Origin of the sequence: Candidatus Avelusimicrobium fimicolum, assembly GCF_021632165.1 — a bacterium.
GTDB classification, from domain to species: Bacteria; Elusimicrobiota; Elusimicrobia; order Elusimicrobiales; family Elusimicrobiaceae; genus Avelusimicrobium; species Avelusimicrobium fimicola.
The window spans coordinates 22,036-43,964 of the sequence record NZ_JAJWTS010000001.1 but is presented as its reverse complement, the minus strand read 5'-3'; the positions used below and the strand labels follow the sequence as shown (position 1 = coordinate 43,964).

The 21,929-nt window shown below is 48.7% G+C and carries 22 protein-coding genes; all 22 read left to right on the top strand.

All coding sequences use genetic code 11. The features are described from left to right. Position 1: 1 nt before the first annotated feature. A complete protein-coding gene (locus ACQY2K_RS00205) occupies positions 2–187 on the top strand; it encodes a hypothetical protein (protein WP_428040298.1) in 186 nt (61 codons plus the stop codon). 26 nt (positions 188–213) lie between these two features. Continuing rightward, a complete protein-coding gene (locus ACQY2K_RS00200; protein WP_428040297.1) occupies positions 214–435 on the top strand; it encodes a hypothetical protein in 222 nt (73 codons plus the stop codon). An 11-nt stretch (positions 436–446) separates the two neighbouring features. Beyond that, entirely contained in the window at positions 447–932 is a 486-nt protein-coding gene (locus ACQY2K_RS00195) for a TadE/TadG family type IV pilus assembly protein (protein ID WP_177748235.1), read from the top strand. Between the two features lie 41 nt (positions 933–973). Then, positions 974–1,735: a Flp pilus assembly protein CpaB gene (gene cpaB, locus ACQY2K_RS00190; RefSeq protein ID WP_177748231.1), complete on the top strand. Its 762-nt coding sequence runs from the start codon at positions 974–976 to the stop codon at positions 1,733–1,735. 13 nt (positions 1,736–1,748) lie between these two features. Beyond that, the gene (locus ACQY2K_RS00185) at positions 1,749–2,495 is read left to right on the top strand and encodes a type II and III secretion system protein (RefSeq protein WP_177748228.1); all 747 of its coding nucleotides are present in this window, start codon (positions 1,749–1,751) and stop codon (positions 2,493–2,495) included. 5 nt (positions 2,496–2,500) lie between these two features. Then, entirely contained in the window at positions 2,501–4,819 is a 2,319-nt protein-coding gene (locus ACQY2K_RS00180) for an ATPase, T2SS/T4P/T4SS family (RefSeq protein ID WP_428037700.1), read from the top strand. 25 nt (positions 4,820–4,844) lie between these two features. After that, on the top strand, positions 4,845–6,470 hold the full coding sequence (locus tag ACQY2K_RS00175) for a type II secretion system F family protein (protein ID WP_177748225.1): 1,626 nt from the start codon (positions 4,845–4,847) through the stop codon (positions 6,468–6,470). A 2-nt stretch (positions 6,471–6,472) separates the two neighbouring features. Then, the gene (locus ACQY2K_RS00170) at positions 6,473–7,363 is read left to right on the top strand and encodes a type II secretion system F family protein (protein ID WP_177748222.1); all 891 of its coding nucleotides are present in this window, start codon (positions 6,473–6,475) and stop codon (positions 7,361–7,363) included. Between the two features lie 11 nt (positions 7,364–7,374). Further along, positions 7,375–8,814, top strand: a complete 1,440-nt coding sequence (locus ACQY2K_RS00165; protein ID WP_428037699.1) for a hypothetical protein — start codon at positions 7,375–7,377, stop codon at positions 8,812–8,814. A gap of 16 nt (positions 8,815–8,830) precedes the next feature. Next, positions 8,831–9,940: a hypothetical protein gene (locus tag ACQY2K_RS00160; RefSeq protein WP_177748216.1), complete on the top strand. Its 1,110-nt coding sequence runs from the start codon at positions 8,831–8,833 to the stop codon at positions 9,938–9,940. Between the two features lie 15 nt (positions 9,941–9,955). Beyond that, positions 9,956–10,225 (top strand): hypothetical protein, encoded by a 270-nt coding sequence (locus tag ACQY2K_RS00155; RefSeq protein WP_177748213.1) that lies wholly within the window; start codon positions 9,956–9,958, stop codon positions 10,223–10,225. An 18-nt stretch (positions 10,226–10,243) separates the two neighbouring features. Beyond that, positions 10,244–11,194, top strand: coding sequence for a hypothetical protein (locus ACQY2K_RS00150; protein ID WP_177748211.1), 951 nt, complete (start codon positions 10,244–10,246; stop codon positions 11,192–11,194). Between the two features lie 119 nt (positions 11,195–11,313). Continuing rightward, entirely contained in the window at positions 11,314–13,218 is a 1,905-nt protein-coding gene (locus ACQY2K_RS00145) for an ATP-binding protein (RefSeq protein ID WP_428040296.1), read from the top strand. Continuing rightward, positions 13,202–14,323, top strand: a complete 1,122-nt coding sequence (locus tag ACQY2K_RS00140; RefSeq protein ID WP_177748205.1) for an ATP-binding protein — start codon at positions 13,202–13,204, stop codon at positions 14,321–14,323. The genes ACQY2K_RS00145 and ACQY2K_RS00140 overlap by 17 nt, the downstream gene beginning before the upstream one ends. Before the next feature lie 27 nt (positions 14,324–14,350). After that, a complete protein-coding gene (locus tag ACQY2K_RS00135) occupies positions 14,351–15,043 on the top strand; it encodes a response regulator (RefSeq protein WP_177748202.1) in 693 nt (230 codons plus the stop codon). Between the two features lie 3 nt (positions 15,044–15,046). Next, a complete protein-coding gene (locus ACQY2K_RS00130; protein ID WP_177748199.1) occupies positions 15,047–15,220 on the top strand; it encodes a class III signal peptide-containing protein in 174 nt (57 codons plus the stop codon). A gap of 2 nt (positions 15,221–15,222) precedes the next feature. Beyond that, positions 15,223–16,353, top strand: a complete 1,131-nt coding sequence (locus ACQY2K_RS00125; protein ID WP_428040295.1) for a hypothetical protein — start codon at positions 15,223–15,225, stop codon at positions 16,351–16,353. A gap of 5 nt (positions 16,354–16,358) precedes the next feature. Continuing rightward, positions 16,359–16,907 (top strand): hypothetical protein, encoded by a 549-nt coding sequence (locus tag ACQY2K_RS00120; RefSeq protein ID WP_177748193.1) that lies wholly within the window; start codon positions 16,359–16,361, stop codon positions 16,905–16,907. Positions 16,908–17,043: 136 nt separating this feature from the next. Next, on the top strand, positions 17,044–18,642 hold the full coding sequence (locus tag ACQY2K_RS00115; RefSeq protein WP_428040294.1) for a hypothetical protein: 1,599 nt from the start codon (positions 17,044–17,046) through the stop codon (positions 18,640–18,642). A 31-nt stretch (positions 18,643–18,673) separates the two neighbouring features. Then, positions 18,674–20,167 (top strand): hypothetical protein, encoded by a 1,494-nt coding sequence (locus tag ACQY2K_RS00110; protein WP_428040293.1) that lies wholly within the window; start codon positions 18,674–18,676, stop codon positions 20,165–20,167. Positions 20,168–20,182: 15 nt separating this feature from the next. Further along, the gene (locus tag ACQY2K_RS00105; protein ID WP_428040292.1) at positions 20,183–20,455 is read left to right on the top strand and encodes a hypothetical protein; all 273 of its coding nucleotides are present in this window, start codon (positions 20,183–20,185) and stop codon (positions 20,453–20,455) included. A 10-nt stretch (positions 20,456–20,465) separates the two neighbouring features. Then, the gene (locus ACQY2K_RS00100; protein WP_428040291.1) at positions 20,466–21,920 is read left to right on the top strand and encodes a hypothetical protein; all 1,455 of its coding nucleotides are present in this window, start codon (positions 20,466–20,468) and stop codon (positions 21,918–21,920) included. The last annotated feature ends 9 nt before the right edge of the window (positions 21,921–21,929 follow it).

The window sequence follows — 21,929 nt, the reverse complement described above, 5'->3', positions numbered from 1 at the left end:
TATGAAGAACACCTATGAAAGAAAAACTTTTTTAAACAAAAAGGGCCAAACTGCGGTAGAATATATCGTAACGGCGGCCGGGCTTTTAACGGCTCTCATTTCTTTCTATGTGTTGTATTCCCATTTGGTGCCGCAGCAGTTTGACCAAGGGGCTAAAATAATTTTGTCGGATTATAATGCAAATTAAATTTTAAAAAATCAGGAGGACGTTATATGAAGTTTATCGTTGCTTTACAAAACAAAATGGACGCCCTGAAAGCGCAAGCTTTGGGCTGCCTGAAAAAGAAAGAAGGGCAGAACACGATTGAATACGTATTGATGCTCGTCGTGGTCGTGGGTGTAGCCGGTTTGGCCGGTGTGCTCATTAAGAAATTTATGCCGGATTTGTTTGATCAGGTAAAGGCCAAAATCACCGGCAGCATGAGCGAAATGTAATTTGGAGCCGTATGAAACTTTTTCGTAGGAAGTGTGGGCAGGTAACTGCGGAATTAATGCTGATTTTGCCGGTATTTATGCTACTGATTTTCTTTGTGCTTGAATACGGCAACATCGCATACCACACGATTATTATCAACCACGCTTCCTACGAATTTGCCCGTATCGGCTCGCTGGTGGCAGTCAAAAAGCCCAGCGGCAGGCCGGACAGAACGGTCATCACGCAGAAAATAAACCACGCAAAAACGCGGGTTTTTGGCTCAGATGCCGGACGGGTGGGGGTAAACGTAAAGGTGGAAACTACCGGCGTGGACCCAATGTACAGAAAGCACCGCCACGAGGACGTAATTGTAACGGTAACGTATCCCGTGCGGTTAATCTTCCCCGGTACCAGTTATATTCTGGCCACCGAACCGCGGCGCGAAGGGATGCGCCGCATACAATCCGTTACCCGTATGCCGATAGAAAAAGCATATTTAAGTTCGGATACGAAATAGATTTGACTTATTAATTTTTAAAGCAGTTTTAAGGAGACGAAATGAAAAAAGGAATAATGCTTCCGTTGGTGGTAGCCATTTTGGCGGCCATCGTGTACGCGATGATTGTCAGCAGTGCGGAAAAGAAACTTAACGCGTCCAAAAACATCCAACAGGTTTTTGTGCCGATTCGTGACATTAAGGAGCGCGAAGTGATTAAGCGCGACTATATTAAGCCTGTTCCCGTGCCGGCCGCTTATTTGCAAAAGGACGCTTTTACTTATTCCACGCCCGCTGATTTCAAATCTATTGAAAATGCTGTGGCGCGTATTCAAATCCCCAAAGGCAACCAGATTTCCAAGTATGCCGTAACCTCGCTGTCTCCCGAGGCCGGTCTGTCTAGCAAAATCCCGGTGCAAATGAGAGGTTTTGTGCTTACCAATGTGCCGATATCCACCGCCAGTATGATTAAGCCGGATGATAACGTGGATATTTTGCTTACGTTTGAAGCCACGATGAAGAGCGGCCAACGCCAAACGGTAACGGTTACCCTGTTGCAGAACGTAAAAGTGTTGGGCGTCGGTTCCGACTTGGGCCAGGGATTAGATGCTAAATCCGCCAGCGCAATGAAGAGCAAAGAAGACGATGCGGCTGCCTATTCCGACCAGACGGCCTTGTCTTTATCTCTGTCCCCGCGTGATGCGCAGTATTTGGCCTTGGCGCTTGCCCAATCTGACGGGGCGGTAACGGTTATCTTGCGTTCGCACGGCGACGTAACGAACTACTTGATGGAAGTAGCCACTTTTGAAAAATTATTTCAATAAATAGGACAAATCAATGATGAATAAAAAGTTTATCTCAAAAGTTTTTCTGACCGTCTTGCTTTTAGGTGTGCTGTTGCCGTCGGGCGCGTTTGCCAAACAAACGCGGCTGGTGGCGGTCAGCGCCGACGTGGTAGAAATCAGCGGTACGATGCAGAGCGTAAAAGGGTTCTCTTGGAACCAACTCTTTGACTTTGAAGAGGCCGCTATCCCCGGTGTGCTGTCTTTGGGTGAGTTTGAACGCAAAACGGCGGTTGCTACCCGCTTGCGCTTAATGGAAACCGAAGGCCGCGCCCAAGTGCTTTCCAACCCGAAGATTGTAACGTCTTCCGGCAATGCCGCCAAAATCAACGTAGGCGGCAAAATCCCGATACCGGTGGTAAACAACCAGGGGGTTGGCTCTCAGTTGGAAGAATACGGCATTTTGCTTAACGTCTTGCCTACGATTATGCCGGAACGCAACAACCTGATTGACTTGCAGGTCCAGTTGGAAGTTTCCACCGTGGACTATTCCAGAACTGTGGTAATCGGTACGGCTACGGCCCCTTCCTTTACGAACCGCAATGTGGAAACACATGTTGAAATCAACAGCGGTGAAACCTTGGTGATTGGCGGCTTGAAAAACAGTGCGCGCAACGTGTCCGAGGACCGCGTGCCGTTCTTGGGCAAAATTCCGCTTATCGGTTTATTGTTTAAGAACAAAGACGTAACCGAAGAACAACGCTCGCTCTTCCTGTTTATTACGGTTGAAATTGTGGAATAGTTTTTATGGCAGAAGAACAAGACACCCCCAAAAATGAAGCAAAGATTATCGCTTTTGCCGGCCCGAAAGAAGGCGCCGGCAAAACCACGCTTGTACTGAACCTGGCCTTGGGTTGGGCCGGTATCCAAAAGCGTCCGGTGCTGATTGTACCGCTGGACCCTTTGGCCCGTCAGGAGCATAGTTTCTATTTGGATATCAAAAAGCCCGTCAGCGTGTCTGATATTTTGCAAACGCTTGGCAATACCTCTATCGCTGTGGTGGGGGGGTTGCTCCGCGGTAAAATTTCTATGTCCCAATGGGGCGTAGGGGTGTTGCCTTTGGGCAATACGCGTGCGCAGGTGTCTGCCATCAGCCCGAAAATTTTAATCCCGATTTTATCCCGTTTATCGCAAACCTTTGATATTTTCTTGGATGTGGAATCCAGTTTCCCGATGCAGGCGTTTTCGTTTGATATCGCGGACAAGATTTTTTGGGTGTCGCAAGCCACACGCACGCACTTAAATTCCACCGTCCAACTTTTTAACGATTATAAAGAACAGCACTATCCTATGGACCGCGTTAGCATTATCTGCAACGCATATGATATGCCCGGTTCTATCCCTTACGAAGAAGTGGAACGCTTCTATTCCTCCCTTGGCCGCGAAATGGACGTATTTTTGCCGTGGGACGAAGACGTAATGGCAACTGCCAACCGTAAGGAAGTAGAAATTATTACCAATCCGCAATCCGAGTGGGTAAAGGGCTTGCGCCTGGTGTTGGCTAAAATCCGCGATTTGAAACCGGCCCCCAAAGATTGGGTCGCTTCCGTTTCTGACGAAGAATTTGCCCAAGCCTCCAAAGAAATTTGGAGCCCGGTGCTCTTTGACGACGGCAAAACCACGACGGCAGAGAGCCATATTGCCGAGCCGGAGGAGGAAGCCGGAAAAACGAAGTTGTCTTTCTGGGACGATTTAAAACAAAAAATCCACAAAGAAGTGGTTCATACGTTGGAAATTGAACACATTGTCGTCAGCGACGAAAGTTCCGCCAGTGCGCAGACCCGCAAGCGCGTGGCCGCGATTGTAGATGATATCTTGCAAAAGCAGCCCAACTTGCAGTTCTCGCGCGACCAGAGAACGCGTTTCTCGTCGGAATTGTTAGACGAAATTTTAGGTTTAGGTCCGTTGGAAGTCTTAATGCGCGACCCGGCCGTAACCGAAATTATGGTCAACGCCTTTGACAAGATTTTTATTGAACAAAAAGGTAAGTTGACCTTAACCAAATATAAATTCCGCAATAACGAACAAGTGGTGCAGGTGATTAAACGTATTGTGGCTCCGTTAGGTCGCCGCATTGACGAATCCGTACCGCTCGTGGACGCCCGTTTAAAGGACGGTTCCCGTGTGAACGCTATTATCGCGCCGTTGGCTGTTTCCGGCCCGACGCTGACCATCCGCCGCTTCTCCCAAAAGCCTTTCGGTCCCGAAGATTACTACCGTTTCGGTACGATTAGCCCGGAGTGTATGGCATTTATTGAAAAATGCGTCCGCATCCGCAAAAACATTATTGTCTGCGGTGGTACGGGTACCGGTAAAACTACCTTTTTGAACGCCATTTCCGGTTATATTTCCCATAACGAACGTATCATCACCGTAGAAGATACCGCGGAACTTCGTTTGCAGCAGCCGCACTGGGTATCTTTGGAAAGCCGTCCGCCAAACGTGGAAGGCAAGGGTGCTATTACAATTCAGGATTTGGTAAAAAACTGCTTGCGTATGCGTCCTGACCGCATTGTGGTCGGGGAGTGCCGCGGCGGCGAAGCGTTAGATATGTTGCAGGCAATGAACACGGGTCACGAAGGTTCTCTGACCACGATTCACGCCAACACGCCGCGCGACGGAGTGTCCCGCTTGGAAGCAATGTGTATGCAGACAGGCGCCGATTTGCCGATTTATGTAATCCGCGAAATGATTGCCTCCGCCGTCAACTTGATTGTCCAGTTATCGCGCTTTTCGGACGGTTCCAGAAAGGTAACTTACATTACCGAAATGCACGGTCAAAAGGATAATGAAATCCAATCTACCGACCTGTTCCGCTATGTGCAGACAGGCGTGGACGAAAACGGCAAAGTGCAGGGGGTTTTCGCGCCAACAGGCGAACTGCCGACCTTCTTTGGCGATTTTGCGGCCAAAGGTCAGCCTGTGGATAAAGAGGTGTTTTTGAAGAACGCCGTACCGGTCGGCCCGGACGGAGACCCGGACTTAAACGCTGTGCACCGTTTGCAGGCTCAAATGGCCGCCGGAAAACAAACTCCGCCGCCACCGCCAGCCCCGGTTAAAGCATAAAATTTTAATAAAAAGAAAAAGGATTATGACGAAGAAAATTCAAGTGTTGTGTTTGGCCCTTATGTTGCTGTCGTTTTTATGTGCGCCTGCCAGCGTGCTTGCCCGCGCGCTTAATAAAAACGACCGCGCGCGCATCCAATGCGCCCAGGAAAAAATGCGCATTATGGCGGAATTTTTTGACGTCAGCCTGCCTGCCGATAAAAAGGTGTATAAACTGCCGGAGCAATGTGGTGGGGCTGCCGGTAAAGTGGTGCAAATGCCAAAGTGGTTTGCTTCTGAACTGGCGCGTATGGATAAAAACAAGGTTATCTATGTGCCCAACGAAGGAACATACAGCGAGGTGGACTTGTGGCGCCAGGCTTTTTCCAATGTGTACTATTTCTTGGACCGTGCCGATAAGTCTTTGGACCCTACACAGCCGGTGGTATTGGACCAACTGTCCCGCGGGTTTGTCAGCGACCGTATCCGTTTGGTGGCGGCCTTGGACCGCTTGAATAAAGACTTGCTGCGCGGCAAACAGCCGCTTATTATGAAAGACAGTATGGAAGGCCGTGCGCGCTCTATGCTTTCCACATTAGAACTGATGAACAGCGAGTTTTTCAGCACGATTGAATCCTTTTCCAGTCCTATTTCCCAGCGTGAAAACAAATACCGCCAGTCCGTTATCGGCGTAGTGGTGCTTTCCAATCACCTGTTTTCCCAATTTTTTGCGGCGCCTATCCCTGCCTATCCGCCGAAACCCGATATTTACAAAACAACCGCCGCAGAACGCTTTATCAGTTTGATTATGGTGTTGTTGGGTTCTGCCCTGGCTGGTTTTGCCGTGTACTTGTTGTTGGACGGCAAAAAAGATACTATTGCCAAATTAACGGCCGATTACCGCCAAAAAAGCGTGGCTTGGGCGGAGGATTTTAACCGCCAATTCGTAACCATTGATATCAAATATATCGTATTTGGTACGGTGGGATTGTTTGCCCTGTTTGGGCTGTTCTTGGGGTTAATGGTAGGCGGCTTCTTTGGCGTGTTTGTGTTCTTAATGGTGGTGCTGATGGGGGCTTTTGTCAGTATCCGTATGCCGGCGGCGGTGTTGGACGCGCTTAAAAAGAGCCGCGGTAAGCGCGTTAATAAACAATTAATGGATTCCCTTATTTTGCTTTCCAACTCTTTACGCTCCGGTATGGATATTGTACAAGGGTTTGAACTCGTGTCTAAGGATATGCTCCCGCCGATTGCCGATGAGTTCGGTTTGGTGGTAAAAAACTACCAGTTGGGTACTCCCTTTGAAAAAGCCTTGGACGGCCTTTCCGACCGTGTGGAAAGCCGTATGCTTTCGTATATCATCAAGGCTATTATTATTCAGCGCCAGGTCGGCGGTAACTTAACGGTTATTTTCGCCCGCTTGGTGGAAAACATCCGCGAAGAAAGCAAACTGGAAGAAAAATTGCAGGCAATGACCGCCCAGCAGAAAATCCAGTCCATCGTGGTCAGTATTATGCCGTTTGTGATGATGCTGGTTATGTTTATCTTCAACCCGTCGCAAATGATTTCGTTCTACACCAGCCCGGTGGGGATGTTCGTATTCTTATTCTGCGTCATTTGGATTGGTATCGGTATGAAGGTACTTAAAAAAATGGGAGAAGTGCGGGTATAATTATGAACAGTTTAGCGTTTACCTTAGGGCTCAATTTGTTGCTGGCGGTGGGGATGTTTGCCGTATTCTTGACGATTTTCGGCTTGCTGGCCCCTAAACCCAAAAAGGAAGAAATTGTGGACGTGGCTGTCCGCCGTTTCAAATCCACTTCCAGTTTTGCGCGTTTGAAACCGGAAGAAAAAATTATGGACCGCTTGGCTGTATTCTGCCTGCATAACTTTCACTTGGAAAAAAGTTTGGAAGAGTTGCATATGCAACTGGGCAGCCCCGATAACCCGCAGCCTGTGGATATTTTATATACTAAAATTATCGCCTCTTTGGCTATCCCTGCGGCGATAATGCTGTTGTTTCAGGCCGTTTGGCCGGTTTTCTTGGTGCCGCTTTGCTTTATGGTGCCGGATGTGCTGCTTAAAAGCAAAATCCAAAAACGCCAGGCTGAAATTTTGGGTAACTTTTCTACGACGGTAGATTTGGCGGCCCTGATTATTGAATCCGGTTTGGACTATTTGACCGCTTTTGAAAGAATTATTAAAATTGCCAAAGAAAAAACGATTTTGGAAGAAGAACTGGAAAAGACGATTAATGAAATTAAACTGGGGTACTCCCGCAGAGAGGCATTGGAACGCTTTTCCGCCCGCACGGGGGTAGCCGAGGTTCGTTCGTTAGTCAGTTTGATTATCCAGTCTGATGAACTCGGTACCAGTTTGGTAGATTTGTTGCGCAACTTCTCGTCCGACCTGCGCTCCCGCCGTTTGAGCCGCGCCGAAAAGTTGGCCGCACAGGCTTCTACCAAAATGTTGTTTCCGTTGTTTATGTTCATTTTCCCGACGATTTTTATTTTAATTTTAGCCCCGATGATTAGCGGTTTGGTCAGCGGCGGCGCAGGTTTTTAGAGGATAAACATATGAAAAAATATTTCACCTTGGCATTTGTTGTAGCCCTTGCCCCCGCGTGGTTGCAAGCGGCCAATACTTTCCGCAAGGAAATTCCCGTCCGCCAACACGGCAAGGAAGAGGGAATGTTGTTAGATTTGAGCAAAATTTCTATGGGCACCTTGAACGACGTGGAGGAGAAAAAACAGTATCTTTCCACCGTCCAACTGGAAAAACAGCGCATCCAAAACTACACCTTGCGTATGGTGTATGAAAATGCCTATCTCCTCTATAAACGCGGTGATTATCAGCGCGCGCAGGAAATGGCCCAAACCATTTTAAGTATTGACCCAAACTTTAAACAGGCCCAAACGCTCGCCAAACAGGCCAGCCATATGGGCACTTACGGCACGACCTCGGAAGCCGAAGTGATTGAGGCTAAATTCCAAGAAACCATTCGCCTTTATGACAGCGGCCGCTTGGTGGAAGCCAACGATAAATTAAACGAAATTTTGACAATTCAGCCCGGCAACTCCAAGGCACAGGCTTGGAAGCGCAAGATTGATTACGATATTGCCAAAGAATATACCCGCCGCGGCGACGAAGCCTATAAGAACGACAATTATCAGGCCGCTCTGGATGCTTGGTATAATGCCCTTTTGATGCGTAAGGACGACCCGAAACTCGTATCCAAAATTGCTGAAACGGAAAATAAACTGCGCAAACAGCAGGTGGAAGAATCAATGAAACAGGCCCTGGAATTTTATAACAAGGGTCAATATGTGGAATCTTACGCGGTGTTTGAACGCATTACAAAAATACAACCCGGCGACCCTCGTGTGCAAAAATATATGTCCCAGTTGAAAAACGAAATTGCCGCGGGTTATTATCAGGCGGGCAACCGCTCGTATAATGCCAATCGTTTTGACCAAGCCGTTTCGTACTGGACGAACGCTAAAAAATGGGGCGCTGATACAACAACGATGGACGGCCTCATCAAACGGGCCCGCAACGCCAAGGAAAACCATTTGCGCGTAAAACAACAGCAGGCGCAACTGGCTGTTACCAAAGCGGAACAGGCCGCTAAAAAGGCGGAAGATGCTGCTAATAAAGCCGAACAAAAGGCAGAAGAAACCTTGCCGGAACAGCCCGAAACTGTGATGGTGGACGGCAATGTGCCCGGTATGACGGGCGGAACGGTTATCCCGGGTGCGGCTACGGGTGGCATCGGCTCTTCCGTGGGAACGGTGGGAGCGAACGAAACTCTGCCCACCTTGACGGGTACGACCACGAATCCGGTGTCCGCCGAAGCAAGCGCTGCATCCCGTGCTAAATTTATTGAAGGGTTGGATGCGTATAACCAGGACGATTATGAACGCGCCCGCCAGGCTTGGATTGTGGCTAAGCAACTGGATCCGGGCAATAGCGATGCGGACTTGGGCTTGCGCAAATTGGAAGAATTAATGAAATAGGAGTTCTGCTTTTGATATGAAACTGACATCTAAATGGCTTTTGTGGTTCGTTCTGGTAACGGTGTATGCGTCTGTTATCGGCGGGCTGTTCTATTACAATTTGTTTAAATTTGTTTTTGATAAAAAACTCCAAAACGAAATGGTGGAAATGGTCCGTTTCCGTGCGCCGTCTTTGGTGCAGTGGCTGGCTTCCCGCCCCAAGGGCGCGGCTACCTTCCGCGAGGCCGAAATTATGAAGGGGCTCCAACGCAACGATAACCGTATCCGCAGTTTGGTATATTTGAACTACGACGGTTCTATCCGTTGGCACGAAAACACCAAGTTTTTAGGTATGTCGTATGCCGATTATAACGCGTCCGTGGGGTTTGATTCCAATGCCGCTGTTCAAGCGATTAGAGACGGTCTCCCCCGCGCCATTTTAACATCCAGCGGCGAATATTACGATATGGCTATTCCGCTTTTGGCCAAGGGTAATGCCGTGGCTGGGGTGGTAAATGTAACCGTATCGCGCGAAAATGCCCAAAAATTGATTCAGTCCTCTATGGTGCGCTATGCCTGCGGGGCGTTTATTATGATTTTGCTCATCGGCGGTGTGCTGTATTTATTCTTGCTGCTTAAAATTATTCGTCCGTTGGGGGCTTTAAAAGATAGTGTGGATGCCGTTTCGCTTAACAATTTAGCGCTTTCGTTCCCTCCGCGTAAAGATGAAATTGGCGGCGTTGCGCAGTCTGTTTCCAGTTTGCTCGTTAAAATCCGCGAGGATATTAAGAGTATGGAAAATGTGGAAATTATGTCGCTTGAAAAGGAACAGCGTTGGTGGAAAACCATTTTGGCCGTAACGGTGCCGAAAGGTTCCCGCGCGTTGGTTATTGACGAAAACAACAACATCTTATATACTAATTTTGAACTCAAAGTGCCGGGCAAAGAAAAAGTGCACTTGTTGGATATTTTTGACGGCCGCCAGCAGGAAATTATCCAGGTTGTGGGCGAAGCGCTTGAAAACCCAACCAAGGTTTTGCGCGGCACGGTTGTCAATAAAAATGTAAAATGTTTGGTAAAAGCCGTTCAACTGCCTGACGATGCCGGTAAGAACCGCATTGTGCTGGTATTGGAACCCGAAAAATAAGATTTAGGAGAAGATATGAAAGTAGAAATCAAAAAAATTAATATTTCAGCGTTGTTGTTTTCTGTTTTTCCATTGGCAGTATTTGTGGTGATGCTGTTAAGCGCGTTTATGGAAATATTCAATCCCGACTTTTCCTTTACGGTTGCCTATGTAATGGGTTTGATTATGCGCGCTATCCAAGGCACTTTGTTGTTCTTGGTGTCGTCGGTGTTGTTTGCACTGGCTTACAATTTGTTGTGCTCTATCGGTATCCGTGGGGTACACGTAGAGTTGGAAGATAAATAAAAAGGAGAGCAAGGGTTAATGAAAAAACTTATTGCCATTTTAGTAGTTTGTGCCGTTGCGGGTGTTGCGTTTGCCGCTCCGGCCAAAAAAGCGGCCAAAACCGCTAAAAAAGCGCCTGCCAAGGCTGAATTCGTCATCATTGAATCGGATGAATACAAAGCGGGTCAGGAAGATCCCCAACTGACTGCCGGTATCGCCCAGTTTTTGGAAGCGGAGCCTGCTGTAACCAAGGTATCTTATAAAGATGCTGTTTCCAATGAAAAATTGGCTGGCTTGGATTACAGTTTCTTGCCGCTTTATTTGATTAAAAAGACTGATGCTATCCGCGCCAAATTGGAAAAACACCTGCAATACGGTTATGCCCAAGAAAATGCGGACTACATCATCTTGCCGCACCAAACCCGCCAAGGTGTGTTTAACAACAAAACCGCCAAACCGGGCGTAATGGAAATTTTTGTAATGTCCCAGTGCCCCTACGGCGTAATGGCTGAAAACTTGGTTATCCAAGCCCAAAAAGACGGCAAAATGCCCGCCGGGAAAGATATCCGCGTGCGCTATATCGTCAATTACAGCGACAAAGACGGTTTTTCCAGCCTGCACGGTTCCGGTGAATGGGAAGAAAACATCCGCCAACTGTTAATTGCCAAATACTACCCGGAAAAATTCTGGAAATATTTGGAAATCCGCAATAAAGACTACCGTTCCAGCCGCTGGGATAAAGCGATGGACGAAGCCGGTATCAACTCCAAAAAAATTATGAAGAAATTTGATACCGAAGGGGTGGAATTGTTGAAGGCCGAAGCCAAATATACGCAGGAATACGGCATCAATGCTTCCCCGTCCTTTGTATGGGAAGGCAAAGTGCAGTTGGACTTCGGTTCCGCCTCGGAAATTGAAGGCTTTGGGTTCTTAAACCCGAACGCCGCCAAATCCGGTGCGGCCGCCGCGGCTCCTGCCGGCAGTTGCTAAACTGATTTAAATAAAAGACGGGGGCGGGGAAATAACTTCCCGGCCCCCGTTTTGCAAAGTACCCGGGCGGTAGGCCCAAGGCTTACGGCCCGGATATTTTGAATACAAATGCTAATTCTATGAATACAAAAGGAAGTCTGTTTCGCGGGTTATTTTCTAACGCGGTTTTTGTGCTGATTTTAATTTCCATTGTGCCGATGTTCGTTATCGGGTATCACTTAATGGATGTAAACAGCCGCGTGCTGAAAAATGAAATTTCACAAAAGCAGCAAACGGTAGCCAGCCGTTTGGCGGCGGCAGTACGCTTTAACATTACCCATAATACGCAGTATTTTTCCGTCTTTGTGGATTTGCATACCGATTTTGGCGGACATAATTTCATCAACGCCGCTGACTTAAAATACCTGCGCCGCAGTAACCCGTCCGTTTTGTACTTGGCGGCCTTAAACCCAGAGGGGAAGTTGTTGCTTTCTTCCGGAAAACGCGCAGAAAGTGTAAATTGGACGCAGGAAATAAAATCTGTTTTGCAAGCGTGCGTAAAAGAGCAAAAAACGTATTACCTGGGCGGGGTATATCCTTCCAAAGACGGGCTTTTTATGCTGATGGCTTTTCCTATCCGCCAGCACCTAAACGACCGCCGCGTATCGGGCGTTTTGGTGGCGGAAACAGGCCTTGCGGAACTGGGGCGGACGCTGTTGCAGGTATATCCGATGGATATGAACGCGTTGATTGCCACTCAGGAGGGGCAAGTTATTTCGTATAACGGTGCTCCCGGTGGATTGGCGGCCGAACCGCAGCCGGAAATGACGGACCGTGTATTGGAAATAAAAAAGTTATTAGGCAGTTCTTCCAGTAAGGAAATTAAATTGTCTTCCGGGGAAAAGATTTTAGTGGCGGGTGCCGATTTGCCGATTTCCGGTTGGCGCGTGTATGTGGACCAACCGGCCGACGTAACCGTACAGTTATTAAAAGAAAGCACATTTCACTCGTTGTGGGACGTTACGGTAATTGTTTTGATGATGTTGCTGTTTGTGGGAGTGGTGAGTTATTGGGTAATTAAACCGATTACGCGCCCCTTGGAGCGTTTGCGCCGGGCCGCAGTTAAACAGCGCGAAAACGGCGATTATGTGGTGCGCCCGGAGGATTTGGATATCCCAAATAACGAAATTGGTGAATTGGCGCAGGCGTTTGTGGATATGTCGGGCGCGTTGCATACCCGCAGGCAGGAACTGATTGGCGCGCAGACGGAACTGGCTCAAATGAACCAGGCTCTTGAAAAGCGCGTAGAGGAGCGCACCCACGAGTTAAAGGCTGCCACGCGGGAGTTGGTTAAATCCGAGCGTTTGGCCGCTATCGGACAAATGGCCTCTATTATCAGCCACGAAATCCGCAACCCGCTGGCGGTTATCAGTAATGCTACCCGCCTAATCAAAATGCTGGTGCGCACGCCGGATGCCAAGTTGCTTAAACAGTTTGGCATCATTGAGGCGGAAATTAAACAGGCCAACAGCATTATCAGCGAGGTTTTAGGTTATGCCCGCACGCGCGATTTGATTTTAAGTACGATTGATTTGAACAGTTATTTGCGTGAAATTCTGCTTTCATATCCGTTTATCCCGGGTATTACGCTGAAAGATGAGTTGGACCCGGAATCGGTGCGTATTAAAGTAGATGCGGAAGAAATCAAACAGGCTATCCGCAACATTGTTTCCAACGCTGTGGAAGCAATGAACGGCGGCGGAACGCTGACCGTGGGTACAAAAGTAGGCCGCCGCGTGGTGTGTATTTATATCGCCGATACCGGTCCCGGCATAAGTGAGGAAGTGCGCCATAAAATGTTTGCGCCGTTCTTTACCACAAAGGCCCGCGGAACGGGGCTTGGCCTGGCCGTGGTAGGCAAGGCTATCGGCCGCCACAAGGGTAAACTTTTTATTCAAAGCGAAGCGGGCAAGGGAACCTGCTTCCAGATTTATCTGAAAATTTATAAAAAACCCGGAGATACGAGTTATGGAGAAGCAAGTTAAAATTTTAGTAGTGGATGATGACAACAACCTGCGCGAAACACTGGTGGATTTGCTGGAAATTGAGGGTTATAAAGTCTATCAGGCCGGTACGGCGGCAGAGTGCTTGGAATTGTGTTCCAACGAGTTTTTTAACGTGATTTTAATGGACTACAACCTGCCGGACGAAACGGGTATGGAACTTATCCGCAAAATCCGCTCTTTTAACCAAGATACGCAGATTATTATGATTACCGCCTATGCTTCGTTAAATGCCATTATGGAAGCAATGCAGGAGTCTGTTTACGACTTTTTGATTAAGCCGGTGGATTTTGATTATTTAAAACGCACCATTAACCGCGCTTTGGATAAATATTTCTTGGAACAAAGCAACAAAGAATTGCTTGCCCAGTTAAAAACGCGCAACGACGATTTGGACCGCTTGAATAATATGAAGTCCAAATTCTTTTCCATTGTGTCGCACGACTTATCCAACTCGCTGATGACGCTTAAAATGAGTTTTGATATGCTCAAAAAGAAACTCACGCCGGACGACGACCAAAAGAAAAAAATGATGTTTATGGATGAATCTATTGGCCAAATTGAGCATTTGATTAAGGACCTCGTGGACTGGGCCGCTATTGAAAAGGGCAAACTGCGTATTGAAAAAGCCCGCTTTGAACTGACGGAAAGTTTAAAAAAGACGGCGGAAATTTTCCGCGCCAAGGGGGCTAAGCGCAATATCCGCGTTACCTTTGAAAGTTGCGGTGCGGTACCCGTATTTGCCGACGAGAAACGCGTCCGCCAAGTTATCTCTAACATCTTGGAAAATGCGGTCCGCCACACGCCCGATAACGGCACGATTGAAATTGTCGTTAGCAAAATAGATGAAAAAAATGTTAAAGTGTCAGTAGCGGACTCTGGGGACGGTATTGATCCCCAGCAGGCGCCCAATTTGTTTACCAGTTTTACGCAAGTAGGCGACAGGAGCCGCGTCGGCCGCTTGGGATTAGGTTTGTCCATTGCTAAGGATATCGTCGTAAACCACGGCGGGCGCATTTGGGCCCACAGCGAGGGCTTAGGGAAAGGGGCTTCGTTTAACTTTACGTTGCCTATTATGAATTCGTAACATTTTACAATATACAGGGGAGTTGCTATGAATAAGAAGAAAAAAGTAACGGTACTGATTGCTGATGACCAAACGCTCTTCCGGGAAGGGATTAAAGATGTGTTGACCGGGGAGAAGTGGATTGAAGTGGTTGGGGAAGCCGCCGACGGTTTGGAAGCGGTTGCTAAGGCAAAAAAATTGAAACCCGATGTGGTTTTGATGGATATCAAACTGCCGAAAATGGACGGTATTAATGCCACTCGCCAAATCCGCCAACAGTGCCCCGAAGTAAATGTACTAATGCTTTCCAGTTTTGAGGACGAAGCCCACGTTTTAGATGCTATTCAGGCGGGGGCCAACGGCTATTTGTCCAAAATGCTTCCGGCTGCCGAACTCGTCAACTCTATTAAAACTTTTACCAGCGAGGGCTTAATGATTCCCCAGCAGTTAATGGGCAAACTCCTCCACGGCCTGCGCAAAATGGGGGATAACGGTATGCCCTCCCAGGCTACGCTGACAAAGACCGAAATTAAGGTAATGGACTATTTGGGCAAAGGGTTAAGCAATAAAGAACTGGCCAAAGAGTTAGATTGCAGCGTCAAAACGATTAAAAACCATTTGAACAGCGCTTTTCATAAATTAGGCGTAAGCAGCCGTACGGAAGCCGTGGTAAAGGCTATTGAAAAAGGGCTTATTTCGTCGGAAGGCCGGACTATTTCGGACGATACGGACGGAGAATAATCTATGCAATCAAAAGGGCCGTTTGCACTTTTTCGGCACCGCCGCGGGCAAGCCACTATTGAATATGTGCTTATGCTTGCCACGGTGGTGGTGGTGCTGTCGGCCTTTTTAACGGCATTTCACACGCATATTGTGCGGTTTTTGTTTATCTTTATCGGGCAGTTACTGGCAAGTTAAAAATGTTTAATTGGCAGCGTATAAAACACAAACTCCAAGAGAAAAAGGCGCAAATTCTGTTGCCTTCGGTGCTTCTTGCGCCTATTTTTATCTTGGTTATTTATTTGCTGTTTGAAACCGCCAAGGTATCTATGGCTAAGGTCCGCGAACAATTTGCCTTGGATAATGCCGCCTATACGCAGGTGTCTGCCGCCAGCACTTATTTAAACGCTTTGGGTATGGTCAACGGGCCGCTCCCCTACCGTGTAATGCTTTATTACAAAGACCAAAAGGTCAACGCTACCGACGAGGCCAAACGCCAAGGCCGCCCGGCACAGGTAAGCGTTTATGAACTTTTTTACCACGGCGGCGGTATTCCCGCTATCGGGCCGGATTATGAGACCGGTATTAACCCCCCGCCGAAAGCCGAATCTACCGATTGGGGGCTGCGCTATGACCCCGCTATTACCACTAAGGACGAAAACCACTATCCCCGCACCGATTGGGAAAAGGAATCGCCCAAGGAGCCTTCGTCCGGTGAGTGGGTGCCGGTGATGAGCCGCGACCTGGTGGAAAACTATTATATCCCGGGTGTGGACTTTGCCAAAAACGTAATTCAATATTATTTGGAAATGTTTTTGTATGTGGGCTCTACTTATGATTCCCAGACGTATGTGTATAAACAAAACAGTAAAAATGCCGTTATGTTCCGCTCCGTATATTATTTAAACGTAAGTAACTGCAAACGCTCCGACTGCGCCCGCCAGAGTGCCGCCAAATTGCGTAACTATTTGCCGCTTAACTCACAGCCCTTTTACTTAAATAACGTGCGCTTCTTCTTATCCGACTCCTCCCGCTCCGGCGCGCACTACGGCGCATATAACTTGGATTTTAATATGGAGGAAAACGTCAAGAGCAAAATGTTCCAGTTTGCGTATTTGGACCCGGGGTCCCGCACCCGCTTGCGCCAGTTTGGGCGCGGTATTGTGCTGAAACAAAACTATACATTGCCTAAAAACCATTTTAATATTAATTTGGAACAAAAATATAAACCGTATGTGCGTACCACCGTTAAATTACAATGCCCGCGCGCCAATAATAACTGCGTGTGGCCAAACCCGTTGCCTAAGTATAATGTAACGCTGGCGCCCTGATATTTATGATGATGAAGAACTTTTCTCTCTTTCGCTCCCGCCGCGGGCAGGCCACTACCGAAGTGGTACTGCTGTTTCCTATTTTCGTTATTTTTATTTTGTTTATTATCAAAATCTTCGGTTTGCTGATTTTGAGCCAAAAAATGGAAATCGCAGGTTATTATGCCGGGCGGCGTTTTCAGTTGCAGTCGCACGTAACGGACTATTATGCAAACACTTGGGATAAACGGTTTTTAAAGAAAGATATTCAAAAAAAGATAGAAAACTACTTGGGTTTTAATAATCCGGGTATGAAGAAATTTTTAAGTTTAAATGAATTAAAACTGGATATTAACACCTCCGGCACTTGGACGAAGGTAGTAATTACGGCCCGCACGCGTCCGCCGCGGATCCGCTTTTTGTGCAAGTACAACCGCGACCAGATTTGCCAACAGGATGCCAAATGCGTAAAAGGCTATAACTATTTGTGCGAAACCGGGGGCGAGGTCGTCAGCACCAAATATGTAGGAGCGAACGAGCGTCCTTCGCCGTACCAACGCCCGGAAGGACGGTAACATCATAGAAAATACCCTTGACAAGAGGGTGTTTTCTGCCTATACTAAAAGTAGGTAAATATAACTCTGTGTTTGAGCGCACCCCCGGGTGCGGGTCAACAAGAGTAGTTTTTATTATTATGTTAAGGGGTTTTGTATGTTTAAGTTAAAACCGGGAAATGTATTCCAAAAGATAAATAAAATGGACCGCAAACAGGCCTATACTTTGGGGGCGATTGTGGTGGTGGTGTTTGTGGCATTAATTACAATGGCTTCCTTTTTGGGCAAGGCGGACGATTCTTCTTTTGACGGGTTTAATTCCCGCGGGTACGATTTGGCCCAAATGCCTTTTGTAAACGACGAAGCCGAAGAATATTTATTAGCCTCCAAATACCCCGATATGCAGGGTAATAATTCTACTATGCTTTACAGTTCGTCCGAAAAAGAGGAGCGCCAGGCGGAAGATGCCGCACAGGCCGAGGAAGAGGCCGCCGGCGATACCTCGTCCGATACGGCTTCTGCGGATTCGTCTTATTCCGGCTATTCCGGGCGCGGTTATTCGGGCCGTGGCGGGGCCAGAACGCCTACGCAAATCGGCCAGTTGGGTTCAGCCAGTATGCGCGGGTCGGGCGGCAGCGGCATTAGTGCCACTTGGGGCGCGCCCAAAGGGGATTTTTCTCCTTATAAAAGTCAGGATAAAGGCACCGAAACCCCTTTGCAGTTAAAAAATACGGATGCCAAAAAGGCTTTATCCCAGTTTGCGCGCGGAAGTGCCGCGGCGGCGGGGTTAAAGGACGGCAAAAGCATAAATGCCAAACGCGCGTTAATGGGTGCCGGAATTAAAGGCAGTGAAGCGTTTTCCGAAACGGGCGCGGTAGATTTGAGCAAAGCGGGCGGCCTTAATTTGGATACCAATGCCCCCGTATCGTCTGCCGACTTATCCAATTTGGATAAAAAGATTGACGATGCCAATCAAAAAGGTAAAGACGAAAAAAAGAAAGAGGATGAAAAATTTGGCAATACCTTGGCGAACGATTTGTGGAAACAAGTGCTTACCAAAGCGGTGGATCTTGGTATGCAACAGTTGAGCCAAGGCATTGATACGTGGATGGCCAATATCTCTGCCAACAAGGCGGGTAACAATTATGCGGCTGAGATTGGTAAAGAAATTTTGAACAAAGATATATCAAAATTAACGCCGGAAGAGAAGAGTTTATTTGCTTCTGCTATGGGTACAACTGCCGATAAGTTACCGCCTAGTGGCTCTGCCCGTTCTCTCTATCGTAAATCTACGGGTGCCGAGGCCCCCGCGGAGCCTGTCCGTCGTACCGCCTCGTCGGATAATCCTTCCGGCGGTACGTCCAGCCCGACGGCTTCCGCAGAAGACGATACTTATAATAAAGAGATGGCTCGCTACAACAAAGAATTGCGCAAAGAAGAAAAGGCTTTTGGCAAGGCTATGCGCCCGGCTTTAAGCAGTGGGGAAGGTGATCTTTCTCGCCGGTACCAAAGCACGCGTGTGGCGGCGTACAATTCCCGCGCTAAACACAGCAAGCAGGAAGTGGTGCCTGTACAAGGGGATTCCAAATCAGGATTCGAAGAAGACGAACGAAAAATGGCAGAGCTGCGTAAGAAGATGGAGTCGTATAAGAAAGAAGCATTGAATGAGCTCGAGCAAGAGGCTAAACGTGAGCGTGAATTGCATGAACGTCAAGAACAAGAACGAATACGAAAATATGGATTGCAGCGAGCATAAAAAATTTAGTTTTTAAGGTTAGGAGGAATTTATGAATATCTTTAAATGGCTGACAGGCCGGGCCGGAAAAATGGCTCTTTCCGCCGCGCAAGCGGTGGGGCTTTCTGCCGTGGTGGGGGTGGCCGGTATTGCCGCTTGGCAATATTTAGATTCACCCGCCGACAACACGGCCTTCAATCCCGCCTCCCAGTACGACCCGGGCGAGGTGGTTTATGTCGCCGGGGCTTCCGGCGGCGCTTACGGTGCCAATGGCGAGGTGGAATCCGCTTTTCGCGCCAAACCTTCCAAGGCGATTGAAATGACCGAAAAAATGACCTTGGCGCAGAAGCAGGCGCAGGCTATGGAGGATGACGTAATTCCCTCTGTTTCCGTGTCTCCCACGCCGTCCGCCTATCAAATGGGTGCAACCGAAGGCTTGGGGATGAACGCAAACGACGGCAAAGGCGAGGGCCTGGACGGAAATCCATTAGCGGCTATACAGGGCACAATGAGCGGTATGAAAGATGTTATCAGCCGTGCGCAGGCACAGGCGCAAGCCCAAGCGGGGGCGCAAAATCCGGAAGAAAAACCGGGTAAAGCCACCTTGGCAAGTGCCAAACGTACGAGTGCGGGTTCTGCCGGGGCAGGGCACGGTCAGGCATTTAATTCCTCTTTTGTAATTCAAAACAGCGGTAAAAATACAGGTTCCCGCGCTGTGGCCGGGGCAGGTTCGCCCGAAGAAGCGGGCAACATTTTTGCTTCCGCGCAGGCGCAGGCCAACCGCACCGTAGAGGGGATGCAAATGCGTTCCCGCTCCAACTTTGGTCCGGGCAATAACTCCTTGGGCGCGGATAAAGAGTTGTCCGTAGGCGACGCCCGCTCGTCCAAAGAGGGCAAAGATTTAGTCTTTATTCAAAAGCGTTCTGCTGATGCGGCCCGTAACCGTAACCGCTCCGCCAACGAAGGCTCCCGCGCGTTCTTGGCAAGCACCAAGGTTTCGGGCGGTATGCGTATTGTCGGCGACACCGTGGCTATCGGGCAAGGGCAAGGCTCTAAGGATTTTGATAATGTAAATGAGGCGAATTTGCGCGGCATTGGCAAGTGGACCCAAAGCGCGGTGGATGAAGCCACTCAGCGTATGCTTGACCGCCAAAACCTGCAAAAATGGCTCTGGCGTGCGATTGCCACTTGCTTGGCCGCAATGATTGCGATTCCGCTGTTAAAGCACTCTTTTTGGGGTATTTTTGCGGCGATTGCTATTTCCGTGGCGGCGTTGGCTGTTGCGGCGATGGCGATTGTTAAGGGTGGCCAGTTTGCCAATAAATGGGGCGGCTCGGGTATGTCCACAACCGTAATGATAGTGGGCGGTTTAATGGCCGCCGGGGTTGCTATGGCTTGGGTTTTTAGAAGAGCCTTTAAGGATTTCTATAAATTTATTGGAGAAAAATTGGGGTTAAAAGGGGCAGATGCCGCTAGTGCAACAACAAAAAGAGCAACGGGCACAGCGGGAAAGATATTTAGACCTGATGCCCTGCCAAAACCTTAAAACGGAAAATAAGGTATGCAAATTGGAAATTTGATTATTGAGCCGTGGAATAAACACAATGCTATTTGGCGTGTGGTTGCGCTTTTGCTAGTAGCGTTGTGGGCGGTATGGGGCGCGGTAATTTATTACGAAAGCGCCCAACTGTCCGCCAAAGTGCGCGCAGAAAAAGAGGCGCAACAGCGCGAGGAGGAACGCTTGGAAAGAGCGGCCTCTTACCGCCGCGCCGCTCTGCAACGGCAAGCGCAGCCGTCCGGCGTGCAAAACGCTGTGGACGCGTTTAAACGGTAAGGAGAAAATTATGAACGTGTTTAAATTTTTAAGAAGCGTCTCCGGCAAGGTGCAACTGACGGTGCTTAATACCTCCGTTACCACGCTTGCTGTGGGTGGTATTGCTTCGGCCACCTTGTTTGGCGTGGGTGCCGAGCAGGGCAAGCAGGAGTTAGCCGTCCGTTCTTTGTCCTCTGTGGCGGGAACAGCCTCCTCTTATGAGGGGTTGCAGGAAAGAAACGGACAACTGACCTCTATTAACATTGTAGATTCCAGTAATAAACTGGCTAATCCGGATGATGTCGCCCGTTTGGGCGATAACGGCTCGGGTAGCCGCTTTGGACTGGATAAAGTAGATAACGTGGCGGGTTCCTTAGGTCAAGCCGTGCAACTTTCCGGCTCTGACGGATTAGGGATGAACGCCAACGTGGCTACGGAAGTGAATAATGCTACCACCGGCGAAGCGCGCCGCTATTCTGCGGGCGGGGCTGTAAACAATGCGGCCCGCCGCGCGGCGGCCAATAACGGGGGGCGGCCGGTCAATACCTTAACGCGCGCCTCTATGGGCTCTGTTTCCGGCGGAAATGTGTTTAACCAAGCCTCCGGCGCCTTGGGTGGCGGACGCTCCGGCTCAAACGGTTCGGCGGGCGGAAGCGATTATCAATTTTCGGGCGCAATGCCTAGCGGGTCTAACTTGGTGTCCGCTATGGACACAGGTTCCGGCGCCAGATTACAGACGACGGGTTTTGTTCCCGGCGGCAGACAGGCAACTATTGCTAGCGGTAAATTTTCCCGCGGCGGAAATGACTTGCAGGCTATTGCCAAACGCTCTGCTGATGTAGCCGGCAACAGCCACCGTGGCGCAAACGAAGGTTCTACGGCCTTTTTGGCGGGTTCCAACAACTCGGGCGGTATGCGCGTGGAAGGTGGTGTGGAGGTCGGCACGACGGGTTCGGCTGATTTTAAAACGCCGACGAACCAACGCTTGAAAGCCGTCGGCAATGCCGCTAAAAAAACCGAAAACGAAGCCAAAGCGCGTCAAAAAGCCCGCAATACGCTTACCATTTTGATGTTAGCCAGCGTGGCGGCTTCTGCGGCGGCTGTGTTCTTTGGTTATAATTTAATTACTGCGGGTAGAAATGCTGTGCCTGTCGGTGTGTGGTCCATTATTGCCGGTTTAGGCATTATTGCGGCGGCAATGGCAGGATGTGTAACTACTATTGTAAAAGCAGGGCAGTATGCCTCGCGCTTTGGAGGGGGGGCTCTTCCCATAGCGGCAAGTATTATCAGTGGTTTGTGTGTCGGTGCTTTGGGCTTTACGATTGCGGCGGCCTTTGCTAACAAAAAGAGCCCGCTTCATACCTTTATGAATAAAATAACGGGCGCAATGAAGAAGTTTGCTATGAAGGAAGGCAAAAATTTTGCCAAGGCAGAAGGCCTTAATCAGTTGAGAAAAGTGGGCACAGATATTATAAACGATAAATAAAACTTATAG